Genomic DNA, 19,674 nt, shown 5'->3' with positions numbered 1-19,674 from the left:
GGCCGGGCGCCCTGAGAGCCCCGGCCGGACCGCGTCACCGCTCGGTGCGGTGCACCATCCACACGTTCGGCTCCCGGTAGACGGCCGAGTCGGCGCGCTTGTCGACCACCAGCGGCACCAGGCCGCCGGGGATCACGTACTCGCCGCTCGCCGGCAGGGACAGCTCGGTCCAGTCCTGCCACTCGGCGACGGTGCCGGTGATCGTCATGGACGGGTACGCCACCCCGACCTGGAGCGCGCCGAGCCGGGCGTGCAGGCGCACCCACGGGTCGAACATCCGGTCGTCGTCGGTGCGCCAGGACAGGTACTGCGCCATCGGGGTGAGCGGGTACTGCGCCTTGAGCACCGGGCGGACCGGCGCGATGAGGGCGTCGGAGCCGGCGGCCGCGGCGGCGGCCTTGAGCGCCTGGACCATGCCGGCGGCGAGGCCCCGGCCGGTGGCGCCGGCGGCCATCGTGATGGACAGCGCGGACACGGCGTTGCCGGCGGCGCCGGAGTCGAGCAGCTCGGCGGCGGCGGTGACGGCCCCGTCCCAGCCGGCGGGCAGGCCGTCGACGGTCCGGTCCCAGCGCAGCGGCACGCTCAGCCCGACGCCGAGCAGGTCGTCGCGCTCGTCGAGCAGGGCCACCTGGTGCTGCGGGACGGCGCCCAGCAGCTGCACCAGGTCGACGCCGTGGCCGGGGCGGCCGGCCAGCATGAACGCCGGCCAGCGGGAGCCGAGCACCTCGAGGGCGCGCGGCAGCAGGTCGGGGCGCTGGGCGAGGGTGACGGTGCGCAGGCCGTACCCGACGGCGGGCTGCCACGCGTGCGAGGTCGCGCGCAGCACCGGCACGGCGGTCACGCCGGCACCGCCGCGGCGGTCTCGCGGTTGACGTAGGAGGCGGTGTCGTTGAACGTGCAGGCGTAGAAGGTCTGCACGTCGATCTTCATGATCGAGCCCATGCCGCGCTCCTCGATCATCTTGTGCAGGTAGCCGATGTGCCGCTCGTCGTTGTACTGGCAGACGTCGAAGACGCCGACGCCGTCGACGGCGCGCACGGTGGCGATGGTGTCCTCCAGCAGCACGCTCATGACGCCCTTGCCCTGGTGCGCGGGGTGCACCAGCGAGTAGCCCATGTAGACGATGGCGTTGCGGCGGAAGTGCTCCGGGAAGCGCCGGGCGTAGAACGCCGGGCTGACCCAGGTGATCGAGTCCAGCTCGCGGGTGTACGTGGCCAGGGCGATCGGCTCGCCGACCTCGTTCCAGACGATGTGCTTCTCGATGCGCTCGTCCGCCATCTCCTCGGCGAACTCGGCGTAGGTGAGCACGTGGCGGGCGGCGGCCAGCGGCGCCACCGGGTCGAACGCGCCCGAGTAGATCTTGTAGAACAGCTCGACGAGCTCGGCGTCCATGACGTCCACGATGGTGATGTTCATCGGGCCACCCCGTTCCACGCCGCGGTCTCGTAGGGGGCGAGGACCATGGAGCAGATCGGCTCGCCGGTGCAGACGGCGCCGTTGAGCACCATCTCGCCCGCGCTGAACGCGTCCTCCTGGCCCTTGACCAGGTCGCGCAGGCTGGCCTGGATCGCGTTGGCGACGTACTGCTCGCTGGTGCCCTCGTGCTCGACGAAGAGGCCGCCGAGGCCGTCGAGGCGCTGCACCCAGCCGATGCCGGTCCAGGCCTGCTCACCGATCTCGGTGGCGCGCTGCTCGGCGTACACGCAGTAGAGGCGGTCGCCCCAGGCGCCGGCCGGCGCGGGGGCCTTGCCGGTCGCGTCGACGCTGGTGGCCGGCGGGACGACGGAGGAGAGCCGGACCAGGTTGTAGTGGCCCAGGTCGAGCTGGACGAGTGCGTCGTGGAAGGCGGCGAGGGTGGTCGCGCCGGTGCCGGTGGCGGTGAGCACCGGGATCTGGTCGCGGACGGCCGAGGTGGGCATCTGGGAGCTCCGATTCAGCGTTCGCCGGCGTGGGGGCGCCGACGGGCGTGGATCGCCTCGGTCCGACCGGGGTCGCGGAGCTCCGGCTCGGCTGGTGGCCGAGCAGGGCCTGGATGGGGGGTGCGCGCCCCACTCCGCGTCCCCCGGCTGGGGACCTCGGACAAAGAGCGCGTGGATTCGCCTCTCGCTCCCCGGCAGGCCACGGGCGACCAATATGCCTGCCGGATCTCAGCTCGCTCATCGGGGAACTCGGTGTTCCCCGACGCCATCCATCATGCCGTGTGGAACTGCGCGGGTACGACCACCTTTTGGCTGATTTATGGTGGCCCGACCGAGCGACGTACCCCTAGGTCAACGGATTGATCCGGACTTTGCTTCCCACCCGTCACAGCCGTCACATCCCAAGACCAACAGCAGCATCCCTTTGCCCGAAACGCACCAAAAACACCGCCATCCTCTGGCACGGTGCCTGTCATGAAGCTGGCATCGCGACCCCTCGCCGCCGGCATCGCGCTCCTCGCGGTGACGACGGCCGGCACCCCTGCCGAAGCCCACGCCGAACCCGGGCCCGCCCCGGTCCCGGCGCAGACACCCGCCACCGCGCCGCCCGCCGCCGCGCCGCCCGGCGACGCGGCGACCGACGCGCCGGGCCTGCCCGAGCAGATCCTCACCGAGCCCGCCACCGTGCGCACGATCCCGCTGACCGGCGGCGTCGCCGGACCGGCCGGCGCGACCCCCGGCGCCGCCGCCCGCGCCGCGGCGGCCGCCGCCGTGCCGGCGGGCGCCGTCGCCCCGTTCAGCCTGGTCGGCGTCACCTGGACCGACCCGAAGGCGAGCCTCACCGGCACCGCGCAGGTCCGCACCCGGGCCGTCGGCGGCGCCTGGTCGCCGTGGCGCAGCCTGGAGGCCGAGGGCGAGATCGGCCCCGAGTCCGGCGCCGAGGCGCGCCGCTCCCGGGGCAGCACCGACCCGCTGTGGGTCGGCGACTCCGACGCCGTCGAGGCCCGCGTCACCGGCGCCACCGCCGCGCTGCCCGCCGGGCTGCGGCTGGAGCTGGTGGACCCCGGGACGACCCGGCCCGCGGGCGGCGCCTCCGCCCGGGCCGCGGCGCCGGCCGGGCGCGCCGCCGCCCCCACCCCGCCCGCCAAGCCGGCCGTGCCGATCGTGCGGCGCAGCCAGTGGGGCGCCAACGAGAAGCTCATGCCGCACGCGCCCGAGTACACCGGGCTGCCGCAGGCCATGTTCGTGCACCACACCGCCGGCACCAACAGCTACTCGTGCGCCGACTCGCCGCGGCTGCTGCGCGGCATCCAGGCGTACCACGTCAAGAGCCGGGGCTGGAACGACATCGGCTACAACTTCCTCGTCGACCGGTGCGGGACCCTGTACGAGGGCCGCGCGGGCGGCGTCGGGCTGCCGGTGCTGGGCGCGCACACGTTCGGCTTCAACAGCGACACCGCCGGCATCGCGGTGATGGGCAACCACGGCGGCGTCGGCGTCACCAACGCGGTGAAGGTCGCCATCGCCCGGATCACCGCGTGGAAGCTCAGCGGCACCGGCGTCGACCCGCTCGGCCGGGTCGTGCTCACCGCCCGGTCCAACGGCAAGTTCAAGGCCGGCACCCGGGTCACCATGAACCGCGTCTCGGGCCACCGCAACGCCGTCGGCACCGAGTGCCCGGGCAACGCCCTGTACAGCCAGCTGGGCTCGATCCGGGTGCTGGCCGCCGCCGCGCCGGCCGGGCTGCGGCTGGGCGCCCCGGGCGGCTCGGTCGCCGCGGGCGGCGCCTGGCACACCGCCGGGACGATGACCGCGACGTGGCGGGTGTCGACCCCGACCGGGCTGCTGCGGCACTTCGCGCTCTACGTGGACGGCCGGCTCGCCGGCTACGCCGGCCCGGGCGCCCGCGCCGCGGCGCTGAGCGTGACCCCCGGCCGGCACACCGTGCAGGTGCAGGCCGTGCACCTGGCCGGGCGCACCGCCACCACCGCCGCGATGACCGTCGTCGGCGACCGGTCCGCCCCGGCGATCGCGGCGCCCGACCTGGCGCTGCGCGCCGGCACCGTCACCCCGGGCGCGGTCCCGGCGACGATGGGCTGGCGCACCACCGACCCGGCGGGCGTGCGGGCGTCGCGGCTGACCAGCCCGTTCGCCAGGGCGCTGAGCCCCGGCGGGAGCAAGCTGCCCATCTGGGCGGCGACCGGCGCGCCCCGCACGTGGACGGTGACGGCCGCCGACCGGCTGGGCAACGCGACGGCGCGCTCCAGCAGCCGCACGGTGACCCTGCTGCCGCAGACCGCCTCGACCCGCACCGCCGGCTGGGCGACGTGGACGAACGGGGTCTACCTCAACGGCACGGCGCTGGCGTCGCGCTCGCCGGGGGCGCAGCTGCGCTGGACGTTCACCGGCCGGTCGATCGGCCTGATCGCGACGCGCGGCACGGCCGCCGGGCGGGTGGCGATCTCCGTCGACGGCGGCGCGCCGGTGATCGTGGACCTGCGGTCGGCGCGCACCGCGCACCGGCAGCTGGCGTGGACCCGCTACTGGTCCTCGCCGGGGCAGCACACCGTGGCGATGACGGTGCTGCAGACGCCGGGCCGGCCGCTGGTGATCGCCGACGGGTTCGCCCGGATCAGCTGACGGGACGCACCGGCGGCCGCGGCGGGGGCTCCCGTCGCGGCGGCCGCGTCACGTCCGGTCCTGCTGCTGCAGCACCATCCGCAGCGCGCGCATCGCGTAGAACAGGCGGGCCTTCACGGTCGCCGGGTCGACCTCCAGCCGGTCGGCGACCTCCTCGACCGACAGCCCGCCGTAGAACAGGTCGACCAGGACCGCCCGGTGCGGGGCGGACAGGCTGGCCATCGCCGCCCGGATGGTGGTGGCCGCCGCCGGCGCGGGGGTCTCGCCGCCGCCGCGCCGCTCGGCGAAGATCGACCGGGCGAGCAGCAGCAGCCACGGCCGCACGGCGCCGGCCCGGCGCCGGCGGCGCTGCGGGTCGAGCCACGCGCGGTGGAACGTCTCCTTGACGATCTCGCGCGCCGCCGCCTCGTCGCCGGCGGTCAGCCGGAGCACGTGGGCGAGCACCGCCTCGTGGTGCTGTCCGTAGAGGGTGTCGAACTCGGTCTCGGGGTCCGCGGGTCCGAATGCCGGTCCGGCGTTCGCCGGGCCGCGCTGCTGGGGTACCGACCGGCCGCCGGGCGTCCGCCGGGTGGCGTGCCGCCCGCCCTGCCGGCGCCGGTCACGCCGCATGGCTGTCCCTTCCGTCGCGAGCCCCTCCGTCGGGGGAAGGGGGCGTGCCCGGCCGGTGGGGGTCCGCCGGGCACGCCCACCAAGGGGGGCTGGTTCCCATGGTCGGCGGCGGCGCCCCGCACGGGCACGGGGAAACTACCCGTCTTGCTACCCGTCAGTAGCTTTCCCGGCGTCCGGGTACCCGTCCGGGTAGTTCTCCCCTGGCGACGCCCCGCGCCGCGGCCGCACGCTCGGCGGCGACGAAAGGACACCGTCATGTGCGATCACGAGCCGGTCTGCCCGCCGGCGTACGCACCGGACCGGGACGCCGCCAAGGTGGTGGCCGCTCACCCGGCCCAGGGCTGGAGCCTGCTCTGCAACGGCGTGGTGATCTTCGACGACACCGGTGAGCTGCTGCCGGACGGCCGGGTCGTCGCCCCGCGGCCGCCGCGCACCCCCGGCCGGCCCGCGCCGCGCCGGGTGCGGCTCGACGTCGCCGCGCTCGTCGCCCGGTTCGGCGGCGACGACTCCCCCGGCATCGTGCGCCGGCTCGCCGTGGCCGGGTAGCCGATACCGGGGTGACCCCGGGGCCGTGCCCCGGGTGGCCGTCCGGGCACATCGGCGCGGGTCGACGCGCCGCGCGTGCGGACGCGGAGAGCGCACACGCACTAACGTCTCTGTCATGAGCCCCGCCACGACCGCCGCCCGTGGCCCCGCCGGCAACCTGCCGGCCGAGGTCACGAGCTTCGTCGGCCGCCGGCACGAGGTGGGCGGGGTGCGCCGCCTGCTGTCGACGGCCCGGCTGGTCACCCTCACCGGGCCGGGCGGCGTCGGCAAGACCCGGCTGGCGTACCGGGTGAGCGCCGAGCTGCGGCGGGCGTACACCGACGGCGTGTGGCTGGCCGAGCTGGCCGAGCTCACCGACCCGGCGCTGCTCGAGGTCACCGTCGCCGAGGCCCTCGGCCTGCCCGAGGAGTCCGCCCGGGCCGGCAGCGGCGCCCTGACCCGCTTCTTCGCCGACCGGCAGGCGCTGCTCGTGCTCGACAACTGCGAGCAGCTCGTGCCCGCCGTCGGCCGGCTCGCCGAGTCGCTCCTGCGCAGCTGCCCCGACCTGCGGATCCTCACCACCACGCGGCAGCCGCTGCAGATCGCCGGCGAGGCCCTGCTGACGGTGCAGCCGCTGCCCGTGCCCGAGCCCGACGCCGTGGTCACCCCGCAGACCATCACCCGGTACGAGTCGGCCGGCCTGTTCGTCGACCGGGCCGCCGCCGTGCTGCCCGGCTTCACGGTCACCGAGGCCAACACGCCCGCCCTGGCCGAGCTGTGCCGGGCGCTGGAGGGCATGCCGCTGGCGATCGAGCTGGCGGCGTCGCGGCTGCGGGTGCTGTCGCTGGAGCAGATCCTGGCCCGGCTGACCGACCGGTACCACCTGCTCACCACCGGCCCGCGCAGCGCGCCACCGCGCCAGCAGACCCTGCGCGCGCTCATCGACTGGAGCTGGGACCTGTGCTCGGACGCCGAGCGCACCCTGTGGTCGCGGCTGTCGGTGTTCTCCGGCGGGCTGGAGCTGGACGCCGCCGAGGACGTCTGCAGCGGCGGCGAGCTGACCCGCGAGACGATCCTCGACCTGGTGGCGTCGCTGGTCGACAAGTCCGTGCTGATCCGCACCGAGGACGGCCCGCACGTGCGGTTCCGGCTGCTGGAGGTCATCCGCGACTACGGCGCGGACCGGCTGCGGGCGGCCGGCGAGCAGGCGGCGTTGCGCCGCCGGCACTGCCAGTTCTACGCCCACCTGGCCGCCCGCGGCGACGCCCGCTGGGTGTACGACCAGGCCGAGGTGCTGCGCCGGTTCCAGCAGGAGCAGGCGAACCTGCGGGTGGCGCTGGAGTTCGCCGTCACCGAGGGGCCGCCCGAGACGGCGCAGCGTTTCGCCGCCGACCTGGAGAGCCACTGGTACGTGCGCGGCCACCTCACCGAGGGCCGGCACTGGCTCGAACGCGCCCTGGCGATGGGCTCCACGGATCACTGGACCCGCGTCAAGGCGCTGCGGGTCAGCGCGTGGATCAACACGATGCTCGGCGAGCCCGCCCGGGGCGAGGCGCTGCTGGACGAGGCGCAGGCGCTGGCCGAGACGCTGCCGCCGTCCGTCGGCAACTCGTACATCCCGCTGATCCGCGGCAACATCCGGCTGTTCGCCGGCGAGCACCCGGCCGCGCTGGCGCTGTTCGGCGAGGCCATCGAGGGCTTCCAGGAGGCGGGCGCCCGCAGTGGCGAGATGTGGTCGCTGGTCGTGCTGGGCCTCAGCCGCGGCCTGGCCGGCGACCCGGCCGACGGGTACCCCGAGCTGCGCGCCGCGATCGCCTCGGCGGAGGCGGCGGGCGAGATCTGGTGGCGCTCGTTCGCGCAGTGGGCGCTGAGCGTGCTCCAGTGGCGCGCCGGCGACCTGCGCGCCGCCACCGCCAGCGCCCGGCAGAGCCTGGCCGTGCGCGAGCAGGTCGAGGACGAGCAGTTCAGCGTCGGCATGACGCTGGAGGCGATGGCCTGGATCGCCACCGCCGAGGGCCGCGACCGGCGGGCCGCCCAGCTGCTGGGGGCCTCCGAGCGCATGTGGCGGGCCATGCGCACCTCGCTGGCCGTGTTCCGCAGCATCCAGGAGTACCACCGGCAGAGCGTCGAGCAGCTGCGGTCCCGGATGGGGCCGGCCGCGTTCGAGGCGGCGGTGCGGCGCGGCACCCAGCTCACCCCGGACGAGGCGATCGACCTGGCGCTGGAGCGCACCGCCGAGCCCGCGTCCGGCGCGCCCGCCCAGCGCTCCCCCGCCGACCCGCTGACCCGGCGCGAGCGCGAGGTCGCCGAGCTGCTCGCCCAGGGCCTCAGCAACAAGGACATCGCCGCCCGGCTGGTCGTCGCGCAGCGCACCGCCGAGGGCCACGTGGAGAACATCCTGAGCAAGCTGGGCCTCACCTCCCGCGCCCAGGTCGCGGCCTGGATGGCGGACAACACCTGAGGGGGTACGCGTGGAGCTGACCGCCCTGGCGCCGATCATCGGCCGCTGGCGCACCGAGGGCCGGCTGCTCGACCCGGGCGCCGAGATCGCCGGCACCGACACGTACGAATGGGTCGGCACCGGCTTCGTCGTGCACACCGTCGACGTGACGATCGGCGGGCGGCAGGTCGACGCCGTCGAGCTGATCGGCTCGTGGGACGACGCGTCGGGCACGTTCGCGGCGGTGTCGTACGACGGCGACGGCACGGTCGCCGAGATGCGGGTGACCGCCGGCGAGGACGGAGTGTTCGGCTTCGCCGACGACACCACCCGCGCCACCCTGGTCGTATCGCCGGACGGCGCGGCCGCCACGGCGGGCTGGGAACGCCGCACCCCGGACGGCGTCTGGGAGCCGTGGATGGAGGTACGCCTGACCCGGCTCACCTGATCTCCTAGGGTTGAGGCATGACCTGGCCGGGCGGGGGGCCGTGGGTGGTCGTGACCACCTCGACGCAGACGGACTGGGCGACCGGGCTGGCGGCCCTGGCCGCTGCGTCCGCGGTTCCCGTGGCGGTGCTGCGCCTGGTGCGCGGCGGCCCCGGCCACGGCGTGCTCGGCCCGCGGCGCGGCGTGTTCACCCCAGGGCAGGGCGTCTTCGGCCCCGGCCGCGGCGTGCTCGGCCCGCCCACCGCCGCCGGCGACGTGCTGGGCCGCCTGCGCGGCCTCGCCACCCGGGTCGACGTGCGCACCGGCGGCCACCACCCGCCGCACGTCGACGGCGTCGTCACGATCGTCCGGGCCCTGGAACGCGCCCACGGCCTGGTGCTGGTGGGCGCCCCGGACGGCCTGCTCGTGCCGCTGGGCGCCGACGGCTGGACCCTGGTCGACGTGGCGAAGGCGCTGCGCGCCCCCGTCGTGGTGGTCAGCGGGTCGAGCCCCGGCGCCGCCGGCCACGCCGCCCTGGTCCTGGACGCCCTGACCCGCCGCGAGGTGCCCGCCACCGTGCTGGCGGTCGGCGACGACCCGCTGCCGGTCGACGTGGCGGGCCGCATCCCCCGCCGCGCCGTCTCCGAACCCGACCTCATCCGCGCCGGCGCGGCCGGCTGGCTCGACCCGGCCCTGCACGCCGACGGCTCCCGCCCGCCGCAGCCCCGCCCCGCCCCGCCCCCCGCCGACGCGCCGGCCCCGGCCCGGCCGCTGCTCACCGGGCGGCGCTTCGCGATCGCGCTGGTGTCACTGTTCGTGGTCCTGGCAGCGGTGCTGTGGACGGTGCCGTTCGTCCGCGCCCACACGGTGGCCCGCGAGCAGCAGCGGTTCATCACCGGCTGGGACACCGAACTCGACCACCGCGACGCCTGGGCGCAGCCCCCGGGCGCCTACGACAACCCGGAGCCGCCGGCGCCCAGCCTGGCGCCGGTGACGCCGGAGCAGGTCTGCCCCCGCAACGAGCCGGGCGTGACGCCCGCCGAACCGGACGCCCGCACCACCGCCCGGGTGAACGCGGCCTGGGCGCGCATCGAGCGGTGGCTGGCCCGGCACGCGCCCCGCACCCGCGAGGAGCTGCGCCGGCCCGCCTCGGCGTCGGCGATCGCGGACGCCCAGCGGCGGATGTCGGTCGACTTCCCGCCCGACCTGGTCGCCTCCCTGCGCCGGCACGACGGGTCGGCCCCGAACCGGCAGGGACTGACCGTGCCGCCGCTGTACACGCTGCTGTCCCTCGACGAGATCGTCGGCGAGTGGGAGGACGTGTGCGGGTCCGAGGCCGAGTTCTACCCCGACATGATGCTCGACCGCCGCTTCGTGCCGATCGCCTCCGACCCCGGCTTCGGCTTCGCCTTCGCCGACCAGAGCACCCAGGGCTACATCGGCGACTACGTGTGGGAGAACGGCGGCCCCTCCTTCGACGGGTGGCCGACCTCGGTGGCCGGGCTCCTGGAGGAGATGGCGCACTCCCTCGAGACGGGCGACGAGGTGCGCGGGGCCGTCCCGGAGGTCGTGGACGGCCGCCTCGGGTGGAGCCTGGACTAGCCGGCGGCGTTCAGCAGGTCGAGGGCGCTCTGCTGGCAGAGGTGGCTGGTGCCGACGAACGGCCCGGCCCAGTGCGGGCCGTAGGCGTCGAAGGAGTTGCGGTTCGCCGCGTACATCGTGTCGACCTGGCGCTTCAGGTAGGCCGTGTAGGCGCCGCCGGTGGCCTGGTTCAGCACGCCGATGCCGCGCACGTACGCGCCCTTCCACGACGGCGCGTCGCCGGAGCAGGAGTCGGTCTCGCCGGGCTCGCGCACGATGCCGTCGCGGTGCAGGTGGGTGTTGACGGTGGCGGCGTCGGCGATGCGGCGGGCGGCGGCAAGGGCGCCGGCGTCGCCGGTCAGGCGGTTGAGCTGCACCAGGCCGTTGACGAGCACGCCCTGGGTGTAGGTCAGCGGGCCGCTGACGCCCCGGCAGGTGGTCAGGTCGATGTGGTTGATGACCGTGTTGTCGGCGGTGATCATGCCGGTGCCCTGGAACCAGGTCCAGCCGGCCTGGGCGCGGGCGCGGTAGGTGGTGTCGCCGGCCAGGCGCTGGGCGAGGGCGGCGTTCACCTGGATGTAGAGGCTGTTGGAGATGGCGTCCTTGGCGGCGCGGTCGGTGCGCCAGTAGACGCCGCCGCCGCACCGGCTGTCCCAGAAGGTGTGCATGTGGTCGGCGCCGGCGCGCGCGGTGTTCAGGTAGCGGGCGTTGCCGGTGAGGTCGTACGCGGCGATCCAGGCCAGCGCCCACCAGCCGGTGTCGTCGCTGTACTCGTTGCGGAACTGGCCCTGCCGCTCGTTGATGAGCCGGTCGTAGGTGGCGGTGACGGCGTACTCGTAGCTGCGCATGCCGGTGACGCGCATGTTGTCGATGAGCGCGGTGACCGCGTTGGCGCCGGTCCACCAGCCGTTGCTGTCGAACATGGCGTTGCCCTGGTCGAAGCGCATCATGAGCGCGGTGGCGGCGGCGGTGCGCCGGTCGCCGGCGTTCCAGGTGCTGCGGGCCCACGCGGTGCAGGCGATCTCGGGCCGGTCGCCGGCCTTGCCGCAGGCGCGCAGGACGCCGACGCCGCGGGCGACCCAGTCGTCGACGTTGGCCATGGTGGTGCGCGTGCCGGTGGCGCCGGCGGGGACGGCGGTGCGGCCGAGGGCGCTGCCGGTGGACCAGCTGCGGCCGCCGTCGAAGGAGCGGTCGACCCACACCTCGTCGCCGGCCTGGCCGCCGTCGACGGAGCCCCAGCCCATGGTGTCGGCGTCGCTGATGTGCAGCCGGAACGTGCGGCCGTACAGGGCGGCGGTCACCGGGACCCGGCTCGTGGCGGCGGGCGCGCGCCCGTCGCAGTGCAGGTTGCAGACGTCGGCGGCCGCGGTGGCGGGCCGCGCGGGGCTGAGCAGCCCGGCGGTGGCCAGCAGGAGGGCGCCGAGACCGGTCGCGGTTCGCCTGCGCCAGAACGTCGACATGGGGCACTCCTGACCGTCGGCAACCGGTGTGGGGAGCATCACCATACATTGCCGACGGTCTATGGACCGGAAAGATCCCAGGTGAGGGCGACAAAGGGCGCCTCGTCCTGCCCGCCCGCACGCCGGTAGGTGGCCAGCGCCGCGACGTTGTCCGGTTCGGTGCCCACCCACATGCCGTAGCAGCCGCGCTCGCGGGCCAGCGCGGCCAGGGCGCCGACCAGGGCGGTGGCCACGCCGCGGCGGCGGGCGTCCTCGGCGACCGACAGCTCGTACAGGAACATCTCCGTGCCCTTGTCCGGGTGGGTCGTCTCGACCCCGGAGATCATGCCGACGACGCGGGCGCCGCCGCCGGTGTCGTCGGTGTCGCCGTCGGTGTCGCCGTCGTAGGCGTACAGCAGGTGGTGGTGCGGGTCGGCGAGGAAGCGCGCGACGGCGTCCGGCCGGGGCAGGTCGTCGTAGAGGTCGGCGCCCGCCGCGACCGCGGCGGGCTCGGTCACCCGCTCGATGCGCACCCGGGCACCGTAGCTCAGCCGAGATCCTTCACCTCGTCGCGGGTGAGGCCGATGTGCACGACGCGCGCGGTGTGGTCGACGCGGCCGACGGCGTCGGCGGGCACCCGCACGGTGCGGCCGAGGATCCACGGGCCGGTGTCGACCAGGTAGCCGCCGCCGGGGGCGGCGCCCTCGACGGTGCCGACGCCGCCGTCGGACGCCTCGGCGGCGTAGCCGGACAGGTCGAGCTCGCCGCGGTCGGACTCGGCGGCGGAGAAGCCCGGGCCGTCGGACGGGCCGGCGGAGCGGTCCGCGCCGGGGGTCACGGCGTCGTAGCCGCTGCCGAGCGCGGAACGGTCGTCGAACGGTTGCATGGCTGCCTCCCTGGGTGGTGTGTCCGGTGTTACCCGCCGAATCCCGCGCGCTATCCCCTCAGCCGGGCCCGGCAGACGCCGAACCTGCTCCCGAAGGGTCACGGACGACCTGCCAGCACGTCGCACGGCACCCGTCTGGAGGAGCCCCATGCCCGTCGTTCTGATCACCGACGACGACGCCGACCACCGCGAGCTGCTCCGGCTGACTCTCGACCGGCGCGGCTACACCGTCGTGGAGGCCGTCGACGGCCGGGAGGCGCGGGACCTGCTCGCCGCGGGCGGAATCGACGCCGCGCTGTTCGACGTGCGGATGCCCAGCGAGTCCGGCATCGACCTGTGCGCCGAGCTGCGCGCCGACCCGCGCACCGCCGACCTGCCGATCATGCTGGTCAGCGCGGAGGCCCGCGACGAGCGGATCGCCGAGGCGCTGGCGGCGGGCGCCGACGACTACCTGCTCAAGCCGTTCCCGCGCGACGAGCTGGTGGTCCGGCTCGACGCGCTGGTGAGCCGCACCGGCCGCATCGACCCGGCCCGCGCCGCCCGGCTGGCGGCCCGCGCCGCCGCGCCGTTCGTGCGGGCGGCCGACGCCGAGCCGGCCGCCGCGCTCAGGGTCGCCTGAGCACGACCGCCTGCCACGGGCCCAGCAGCAGCGTCGCGCCGTCGAAGCGGGGGGCGCCGGTGTTGGCCAGCAGCACCTCGGCGCCCGCCCAGCCGGGGCCCACGAGCGCCGGCGCCGGCGCGCCGCCGACGTTGACCGCCACCAGCACCTCCGTGCCCGCGTACCGGCGCAGGTAGGCGTACACCCGCTCGTCGTCGGGCAGCAGCATCGTGAAGTCGCCGTGCACCAGGGCGGGCTCGGCGCGCCGGGTGGCGATCAGCCGCCGGTAGTAGCCGTACACCGACGCGGGGTCGTGCCGGGCGGCGGCGGCGTTGATGCTGATGTGGTTGGGGTTGACCGCGATCCACGGCGTGCCGGTGGTGAACCCGGCGTGCGCCGTGGCGTCCCACTGCATCGGGGTGCGGGCGTTGTCGCGGCTGCGCGCCCGCAGCACGGCCAGCACCTCGTCCGCGGGGCGGCCCTCGACCTCGACGGCGTGGGCGTAGTTGCCCAGCGCGGAGATGTCGCGGAAGTCCTCGATGCCGGCGAACGGGGCGTTGGTCATACCCAGTTCCTCGCCCTGGTAGATGTACGGCGTGCCGCGGTGCAGGTGCAGCAGCGTGCCGAGCGCGGTGGCCGACGCGACCCGGTGCCGGCCGTCGTCGCCGAACCGGGAGACGACCCGCGGCTGGTCATGGTTGTTCCAGTAGAGGCTGTTCCAGCCGACGTCGGCGAGGCCGTCCTGCCACTTGCCCAGGCAGCGCTTGAGGTCGCGCAGGTCGAGCCGGCGCGTCTGCCAGCGGTCGGCGCCGGCGTCGAGGTCCATGTGCTCGAACTGGAACACCATGTCGACCTCGCGCCGGGCCGGGTCGGTGAACAGCCGGGCGTCGGCGACGGTGACGCCGGGCGTCTCGCCGACGGTGATCAGCTGCGCGTCGCGGCCGGCGAACACCTCGCGGTGCATCTCCTGGAGGAACTCGTGCACCCGCGGGCCGGAGACGAAGTGCGGCTCGGCGCCGTTGTGCACCGACCCGGGGAACGTGACGCCGTCGGGCAGCGTGACGTCCTTGGAGATGTAGTTGATGACGTCCATCCGGAAGCCGTCGACGCCCCGGTCGAGCCACCAGCGCATCACGGCGTGCACGGCCTGGCGGACCTTCGGGTTCTCCCAGTTGAGCTCGGGCTGCTTGCGGGAGAACAGGTGCAGGTAGTACTCGCCGCTGATGTCGTCGTACTGCCAGGCGGAGCCGCCGAAGGCGCTGCCCCAGTTGTTGGGCGGGCCGCCGCCGGGCCGGCCGGGGCGCCACCAGTACCAGTCGCGCATGGGTGAGTCCGGCCCGAGCCGGCTGGTGGCGAACCAGGGGTGCTCGTCGCTGGTGTGGTTGACGACGAGGTCCATGACGAGCTTCATGCCGCGGGAGTGCACGCCGGCGAGCAGGGCGTCGAAGTCGGCCAGGGTGCCGAAGACCGGGTCGATGTCCTGGTAGTCGCTGATGTCGTAGCCGTTGTCGTCCTGCGGCGACGGGTAGACCGGCGACAGCCAGAGGACGTCGGCGCCCAGGTCGGCGAGGTGGTCGAGGCGGGCGGTGATGCCGCGCAGGTCGCCGACGCCGTCGCCGTCGGAGTCGGCGAAGCTGCGCGGGTAGATCTGGTAGACGACCGCGTCGCGCCACCAGGGGGCGTCCTGACCCGTGACCGCCATTTCCGCCCCTGAAAGTGTCATAAGTCTCATAATGAACCAATGACGAGGATTTCGCGATGAAGGTCGCGCTTCTCGGCCCGGTCGCCTGGCGCACCCCGCCCCGGCACTACGGACCCTGGGAGCTCGTGACCAGCCTGCTCGCCGAGGGGCTCACCGCGCGCGGCGTCGACGTGACGCTGTTCGCGACGCTCGACTCGGTCACCACGGCCCGGCTCGACGGGGTCGTGCCGGCCGGGTACGAGGAGGACCCCGACCTGGACGGCCGCGTGTACGAGGCGCTGCACGTCGCGCACGCCCTGCGCCGCAGCGGCGAGTTCGACCTGGTGCACAACAACGTGGACTGGCTGCCGCTGGCGTTCTCGCGGCACTGCGCGGCGCCCATGCTCACCACCATCCACGGCTTCTCCGGGCGCAACATCCTGCCGGCGTACCAGCGGGCCAACTCGGCGTACGTGTCCATCTCCGACGCCGACCGCGCGCCCGAGCTGGAGTACCTGGCCACCGTCCACCACGGCGTGGACCTGGACCAGCTGCCGTTCACCCGGTTCGCCGGCGAGGACCTCGTCTGCTTCGGGCGCATCCACCCGGACAAGGGCACGCACGAGGCGATCGAGATCGCGCGGCGGGCCGGCCGGCGGCTGACGCTCTGCGGGATCGTGCAGGACCGGCGCTACTTCACCGAGCTGGTGGAGCCGCACATCGACGGCGACGCCGTGGTGTACCTGGGCTCGGTGGGACCGGACAAGCGGGCGCAGGTGCTGGGACGGCACGCGGCGCTGCTGCACCCGATCGGCTTCGCCGAGCCGTTCGGGCTGTCCGTGGTCGAGTCGATGATCTGCGGGACGCCCGTGGTGGCGTACCCGAAGGGCTCGATGCGCGAGGTGGTCGACGAGGGCGTCACCGGCCGCCTGGTCACCGGGGTGGACGCGGCGGCCGAGGCCGTGCGGTCCATCGGCGCGCTGGACCGCGCGGCGTGCTCCGCGCGGGCGCGCGAGCGCTTCGGCGCGGACCGGATGGTCGACGACTACCTGCGGGTCTACGGCGATCTGCTCCGCTGAGGAGTCACTCGTTGGTAGTTTTGAAAGACGAAAACCAGTCAAATCCGTCCTAACGGTACACCGTGCTGCGGGGAGGCAGCCTCCGACAGGAAGGCCAGGTATGCCAGTCACGTTCGGTTTTCTGAGCACCCACCCGCCCACGCAGTGCGGGTTGGCCACCTTCAACGCCGCCCTCGCCGCCCAGCTCACCGCGGGCGTCCCGGGCAGCGGAGTGGTCCGCCTCGCCGACGGCGACGACTCGGGCGCGCCCGCGCCGGTCGTGTCCGCGGCGACCCCGCCCGTGGTGCACACCTGGCGGACGGACCAGCCGAACGGCTGGCGCCGGGCCGTCGCGGCGCTCGACCGCTTCGACGTGGCCGTCGTGCAGCACGAGTACGGCATCTACCCCGGGCTGGACGGCCAGGACGTGCTGCCGGTCCTGCGCAACGTGAGCGTGCCGACCATCGTCGTGCTGCACACCGTGCTCACCACGCCGAGCCCGCGCCAGCAGGCCGTGCTGGAGCAGATCGTGGCCGCCGCCGACGCGGTCGTCACGATGACGGACACCGCCCGCACCCGCCTCACCACGGGCTACCGGGTCGACGCCCGCAAGGTGACAGTCATCCCGCACGGCGCCGGCAGCCACACGAGCGCGCCCAGCGCCCGCACCGACCGGCCGCACCTGCTCACCTGGGGCCTGCTCGGCCCCGGCAAGGGCATCGAGTGGGCGCTGCAGGCCCTCGCGCACCTGCAGGACCTCGACCCGGCGCCGATGTACACCATCGCCGGGCGCACCCACCCGAAGGTGCTGGAGCAGCACGGCGACGTCTACCGCGACTCGCTGCACAAGCTCGCGGCGGACCTCGGCGTCACGGACAGCGTCGTGCACCTCGACTCCTACATGGACGCGGCCACCCTCAGCCGGGTGATCCGCTCCGCCGACGTGGTCGTGCTGCCGTACGACTCGACCGAGCAGGTCACCTCCGGCGTGCTCATCGAGGCCGTCGGGGCCGGCAAGCCGGTCGTGGCGACCGAGTTCCCGCACGCCGTCGAGCTGCTGGCCGACGGCCCGGGCCTGCTCGTGCCGCACCACGACCCGAAGGCGCTCGCCGACGCCGTCCGCCGGGTGCTCACCGACCGGTCGCTCGCCGAGACGCTCACCGCCCGCACCGACGCCCCGACCCTGCGCTGGCCCGCCGTCGCGGCCCGGTACGCCGCGGTCGCGGAGCGCCTGATCGCCGCCTCCGCGCCCGCCGTGGCCGCGGTCGGGGCGTGACCGCGAGCCTGTCCACCATCGCGCCGGCGCGGATCGAATCCGCGCCGGCGCCGATGTGGACGCACCTGCACCGGCTCAGCGACGACACCGGGCTGTTCGAGCACGCCCGCAACTCCATCGTGCGCCGCGAGCACGGCTACTGCGTCGACGACGTCGGCCGCGGCCTGCTCGTCGTCAGCCGCGAGCCCGCCCCCGACCCCGGCCTGCTGCACCTCGCCGACGTCTACCTCGGCTACCTCAACCACGCCCAGGCGCCCGACGGCCGGTTCCGCAACCGGCTCAGCCACGGCCGGGTGTGGAGCGGCGAGCCGGACACCGGCGACTGGTGGGGGCGCGCCCTGTGGGGACTCGGCACCGCCGCGGCCTGCTGCGAGGCGTCGTGGATCCGCGAGGAGGCGCTGGCCGCGTTCGAGCAGGGCGCCGGGCAGCGCTCCGAGTGGCCGCGCGCCATGGCCGTGGCCGGGCTCGGCGCGGCCGAGATCCTGCGCGCGCACCCGGGACACCCGGCGGCCGCCGCCCTGCTCGCCGACGCGGCCGCCGCCGTCGGCACGCCCGGGCCCGACCCGTCGTGGGAGTGGCCCGACCCCGTCCTGACGTACGCCAACGCCGCCCTGGCCGAGGTCGTCGTCGCCGCCGGCGACCTGCTCGGCGACCCGCTGCTGCTGGGCTCGGGCCTGCGGATGCTGCGCTGGCTCATCGGGGCGCAGACCCGCGCCGACGGCCGGCTGTCGATGATCCCGGTCGCCGGCTGGCGGCAGGGCACCCCGCGCGGCCTGTTCGACCAGCAGCCCATCGAGGTCGCCCACCTGGCCGACGCCTGCGCCACCGCCGCCGAGATCACCGGCGACGACTTCTTCGAGAACGCGCTCGGCGCGTGCGTGGCCTGGTTCCTCGGCGAGAACGACGGCGAGGTCGTCATGTACGACCCCCGTTCGGGTGGGGGCTATGACGGACTGACCCCCATCGGGCCTAATAGGAACCAGGGCGCCGAATCCACCATCGCGTTCATCGCCACCATGCAGCACGCCCGGGCGCTGGCGACCCGCAACGCGATCCGAGCCTCCGGCGGTGCACCATGACCTCGACCATCCCCACGGCCACCCGGTTCGACCTCACCCTGATCGCCGACCCGCGCCGCGTCGTCATCAAGCTGTTCGTCCCCGGCGAGGACGCCGCCCTGGCGACCACCAACCAGAGCCGGGCGTCCGGCATGATCGAGCGGATCACCCGGCTCAGCGAGCACGAGGTGAACCTGCTGCTGGACGACACCCTCAAGCGGTTCACCGGCCGGCACCACGACATCCTCAGCACGTTCCAGCACCACTACGAGCTGGTGGCGCACCGCGTGCCGCCGGACGTGGAGCTGTCCCCCACCGCCCGCACGCTCATCGGCGCCTACTTCAGCCACGAGTTCAGCGTCGAGGCCGCCGCCCTGTGCAACCCGTCGATGGTCGAGCACCCGGACCAGAGCGACCTGGAGCCCGGCCAGCTGCGGGTGGCGATCAGCCTCCGGCAGATCGGCGAGGGCCACATCTCGTCCATCGGCTTCATCGGGGCGGTGCTCGGCCCCGGCAACCAGATGCTGCTGGACGACCGGTCCGGCCCGCTCATGATCGGCCAGCGCACCGGCGCCCGGCACGAGCGCGACCACCTCGCGGCCGGCCTGGCCGAGGAGGAGATGGACAACGAGCTCGCGGCGACCGTGCTCAACGCACTGCCGGAGCGCTTCGACGACGCCGACGTCGAGGACGTGCTGACCCACCTGCCCGCCGAGCTGCTCAGCCGGCACCACGCGCAGGAGACGCTGGAGCACATCCGACGCATCATCGCGACCGACTACGCGGTCACGTTCCCGGCGACCGTGCCGCTGCACCAGCGGGTGCTGTGGCCGGCCGCCCCGGCGGAGAGCAAGGGCATGGAGGACGCCCGCTTCGTGCGGGTCGTCGAGGAGGACGGGCGCACCGCGTACCGGGCCACCTACACCGCCTACGACGGCCGGGCGATCGGCGGCCGCATGCTCTACACCCGCGACCTGCGGCACTTCGAGGTGACCGCGCTGCGCGGGCCCGCCGCCCGCAACAAGGGCATGGCGCTGTTCCCCCGGCCCGTCAACGGCCGGCACCTGGCGCTGTGCCGCTCCGACGGCGAGACCAGCGGCCTGACCGTGCGCGGCGACCACCAGATCTGGCAGGAGCCGGTGCCGCTGCACGTGCCGCGGCGCGGCTGGGAGCTGATGCAGGTCGGCAACTGCGGCTCGCCCATCGAGACCGACGCGGGCTGGCTGGTGCTGACCCACGGCGTCGGCCCGATGCGCCGGTACGCCATCGGCGCGATGCTGCTCGACCTGGACAACCCGGAGAAGGTCATCGGCGAGCTGCCGCAGGGCCTGATCGACCCGGATGAGCACGAGCGCGAGGGCTACGTGCCCAACGTCGTCTACTCGTGCGGCGGCCTGGTGCACGACGACCGCCTGTGGGTGCCGTACGGCGCCAGCGACGCCCGGGTCGGCTTCGCCACGATCGGCCTGCGCGACGTCCTGGACAGCATGGTCCCCACGGACTGACCCGCTCCACACCGCCGCCCGGCGCCCGTCACG

General features: G+C 74.8%; 17 protein-coding genes and 1 pseudogene. 10 read left to right on the top strand and 8 right to left on the bottom strand.

The genetic code is table 11. The features are described from left to right. Positions 1–34: 34 nt before the first annotated feature. Genes Sya03_RS06605 through Sya03_RS06595 form a run of 3 tightly spaced genes read right to left on the bottom strand, consistent with a single transcriptional unit; the run spans position 35 to position 1,919 of the window. Entirely contained in the window at positions 35–841 is an 807-nt protein-coding gene (locus Sya03_RS06605; RefSeq protein WP_203937289.1) for an N-acetyltransferase, read from the bottom strand. Continuing rightward, entirely contained in the window at positions 838–1,416 is a 579-nt protein-coding gene (locus tag Sya03_RS06600) for a GNAT family N-acetyltransferase (protein WP_203937288.1), read from the bottom strand. Before Sya03_RS06600 ends, Sya03_RS06605 begins: the two co-directional genes overlap by 4 nt. After that, complete coding sequence (locus Sya03_RS06595; RefSeq protein WP_203937287.1) at positions 1,413–1,919, bottom strand: pyruvoyl-dependent arginine decarboxylase; 507 nt, start codon at positions 1,917–1,919, stop codon at positions 1,413–1,415. Before Sya03_RS06595 ends, Sya03_RS06600 begins: the two co-directional genes overlap by 4 nt. Positions 1,920–2,393: 474 nt before the next feature. On the opposite strand from Sya03_RS06595, the gene Sya03_RS06590 reads away from it, so the two are divergent. Continuing rightward, entirely contained in the window at positions 2,394–4,559 is a 2,166-nt protein-coding gene (locus Sya03_RS06590; RefSeq protein ID WP_203937286.1) for a peptidoglycan recognition protein family protein, read from the top strand. A 48-nt stretch (positions 4,560–4,607) separates the two neighbouring features. Here the strand turns inward: Sya03_RS06590 and Sya03_RS06585 are convergent, their stop codons facing one another. Then, positions 4,608–5,168, bottom strand: a complete 561-nt coding sequence (locus Sya03_RS06585; protein ID WP_203937285.1) for a sigma factor-like helix-turn-helix DNA-binding protein — start codon at positions 5,166–5,168, stop codon at positions 4,608–4,610. A 255-nt stretch (positions 5,169–5,423) separates the two neighbouring features. Between Sya03_RS06585 and Sya03_RS30810 the strand changes: the two are divergent. From Sya03_RS30810 to Sya03_RS06565, 4 genes and pseudogenes are all read left to right on the top strand, one after another. Then, positions 5,424–5,618, top strand: a pseudogene (locus tag Sya03_RS30810) (DUF5999 family protein); the annotation flags it as partial. A 211-nt stretch (positions 5,619–5,829) separates the two neighbouring features. Beyond that, positions 5,830–8,154, top strand: a complete 2,325-nt coding sequence (locus tag Sya03_RS06575) for an ATP-binding protein (RefSeq protein ID WP_203937284.1) — start codon at positions 5,830–5,832, stop codon at positions 8,152–8,154. Positions 8,155–8,164: 10 nt separating this feature from the next. Then, entirely contained in the window at positions 8,165–8,581 is a 417-nt protein-coding gene (locus tag Sya03_RS06570) for a hypothetical protein (protein ID WP_203937283.1), read from the top strand. A gap of 17 nt (positions 8,582–8,598) precedes the next feature. Beyond that, positions 8,599–10,161 (top strand): SMI1/KNR4 family protein, encoded by a 1,563-nt coding sequence (locus Sya03_RS06565; protein ID WP_203937282.1) that lies wholly within the window; start codon positions 8,599–8,601, stop codon positions 10,159–10,161. Here Sya03_RS06565 and Sya03_RS06560 read toward each other — a convergent pair. The 3 genes from Sya03_RS06560 to Sya03_RS06550 are packed head-to-tail and all read right to left on the bottom strand — an operon-like array spanning position 10,158 to position 12,465. Beyond that, positions 10,158–11,600, bottom strand: a complete 1,443-nt coding sequence (locus tag Sya03_RS06560; RefSeq protein WP_203937281.1) for a glycoside hydrolase family 76 protein — start codon at positions 11,598–11,600, stop codon at positions 10,158–10,160. The two genes, Sya03_RS06565 and Sya03_RS06560, sit on opposite strands and share 4 nt — an antisense overlap. A gap of 59 nt (positions 11,601–11,659) precedes the next feature. Next, positions 11,660–12,112 (bottom strand): GNAT family N-acetyltransferase, encoded by a 453-nt coding sequence (locus tag Sya03_RS06555; protein ID WP_203937280.1) that lies wholly within the window; start codon positions 12,110–12,112, stop codon positions 11,660–11,662. Positions 12,113–12,126: 14 nt separating this feature from the next. Beyond that, a complete protein-coding gene (locus Sya03_RS06550; protein WP_203937279.1) occupies positions 12,127–12,465 on the bottom strand; it encodes a PRC-barrel domain containing protein in 339 nt (112 codons plus the stop codon). 148 nt (positions 12,466–12,613) lie between these two features. On the opposite strand from Sya03_RS06550, the gene Sya03_RS06545 reads away from it, so the two are divergent. Further along, on the top strand, positions 12,614–13,084 hold the full coding sequence (locus Sya03_RS06545) for a response regulator (protein WP_203937278.1): 471 nt from the start codon (positions 12,614–12,616) through the stop codon (positions 13,082–13,084). Here the strand turns inward: Sya03_RS06545 and Sya03_RS06540 are convergent. Continuing rightward, positions 13,071–14,765 carry an alpha-glucosidase gene (locus Sya03_RS06540; RefSeq protein WP_203937277.1) on the bottom strand — a complete coding sequence of 565 codons (1,695 nt, stop codon included), beginning with the start codon at positions 14,763–14,765 and terminating at the stop codon, positions 13,071–13,073. The genes Sya03_RS06545 and Sya03_RS06540 overlap by 14 nt on opposite strands. 56 nt (positions 14,766–14,821) lie before the next feature. Between Sya03_RS06540 and Sya03_RS06535 the strand changes: the two genes are divergently transcribed. The 4 genes from Sya03_RS06535 to Sya03_RS06520 all read left to right on the top strand — a co-directional run bounded on the left by Sya03_RS06535 (position 14,822) and on the right by Sya03_RS06520 (position 19,641). After that, positions 14,822–15,823, top strand: a complete 1,002-nt coding sequence (locus Sya03_RS06535) for a glycosyltransferase family 4 protein (protein ID WP_203937276.1) — start codon at positions 14,822–14,824, stop codon at positions 15,821–15,823. Between the two features lie 100 nt (positions 15,824–15,923). Further along, entirely contained in the window at positions 15,924–17,078 is a 1,155-nt protein-coding gene (locus tag Sya03_RS06530; protein ID WP_203937275.1) for a glycosyltransferase, read from the top strand. Beyond that, on the top strand, positions 17,075–18,157 hold the full coding sequence (locus Sya03_RS06525; RefSeq protein ID WP_203937274.1) for a glycosyltransferase: 1,083 nt from the start codon (positions 17,075–17,077) through the stop codon (positions 18,155–18,157). Before Sya03_RS06530 ends, Sya03_RS06525 begins: the two co-directional genes overlap by 4 nt. Beyond that, entirely contained in the window at positions 18,154–19,641 is a 1,488-nt protein-coding gene (locus Sya03_RS06520) for a glycoside hydrolase family 130 protein (RefSeq protein WP_203937273.1), read from the top strand. Before Sya03_RS06525 ends, Sya03_RS06520 begins: the two co-directional genes overlap by 4 nt. Positions 19,642–19,674 lie beyond the last annotated feature (33 nt).

Origin of the sequence: Spirilliplanes yamanashiensis, from assembly GCF_016863475.1 — a bacterium.
GTDB classification, from domain to species: Bacteria; Actinomycetota; Actinomycetes; order Mycobacteriales; family Micromonosporaceae; genus Spirilliplanes; species Spirilliplanes yamanashiensis.
This window is presented reverse-complemented; position numbering and strand designations above follow the sequence as displayed.

Coding starts and splice junctions, on each gene's coding strand:
- Sya03_RS06595 (WP_203937287.1), bottom strand. CDS start 1,919: ATGCCCACCTCGGCCGTCCGCGACCAGATCCCGGTGCTCACCGCCACC.
- Sya03_RS06545 (WP_203937278.1), top strand. CDS start 12,614: ATGCCCGTCGTTCTGATCACCGACGACGACGCCGACCACCGCGAGCTG.
- Sya03_RS06540 (WP_203937277.1), bottom strand. CDS start 14,765: ATGGCGGTCACGGGTCAGGACGCCCCCTGGTGGCGCGACGCGGTCGTC.
- Sya03_RS06575 (WP_203937284.1), top strand. CDS start 5,830: ATGAGCCCCGCCACGACCGCCGCCCGTGGCCCCGCCGGCAACCTGCCG.
- Sya03_RS06585 (WP_203937285.1), bottom strand. CDS start 5,168: ATGCGGCGTGACCGGCGCCGGCAGGGCGGGCGGCACGCCACCCGGCGG.
- Sya03_RS06535 (WP_203937276.1), top strand. CDS start 14,822: ATGAAGGTCGCGCTTCTCGGCCCGGTCGCCTGGCGCACCCCGCCCCGG.
- Sya03_RS06520 (WP_203937273.1), top strand. CDS start 18,154: ATGACCTCGACCATCCCCACGGCCACCCGGTTCGACCTCACCCTGATC.
- Sya03_RS06600 (WP_203937288.1), bottom strand. CDS start 1,416: ATGAACATCACCATCGTGGACGTCATGGACGCCGAGCTCGTCGAGCTG.
- Sya03_RS06590 (WP_203937286.1), top strand. CDS start 2,394: ATGAAGCTGGCATCGCGACCCCTCGCCGCCGGCATCGCGCTCCTCGCG.
- Sya03_RS06560 (WP_203937281.1), bottom strand. CDS start 11,600: ATGTCGACGTTCTGGCGCAGGCGAACCGCGACCGGTCTCGGCGCCCTC.
- Sya03_RS06550 (WP_203937279.1), bottom strand. CDS start 12,465: ATGCAACCGTTCGACGACCGTTCCGCGCTCGGCAGCGGCTACGACGCC.
- Sya03_RS06530 (WP_203937275.1), top strand. CDS start 15,924: ATGCCAGTCACGTTCGGTTTTCTGAGCACCCACCCGCCCACGCAGTGC.
- Sya03_RS06565 (WP_203937282.1), top strand. CDS start 8,599: ATGACCTGGCCGGGCGGGGGGCCGTGGGTGGTCGTGACCACCTCGACG.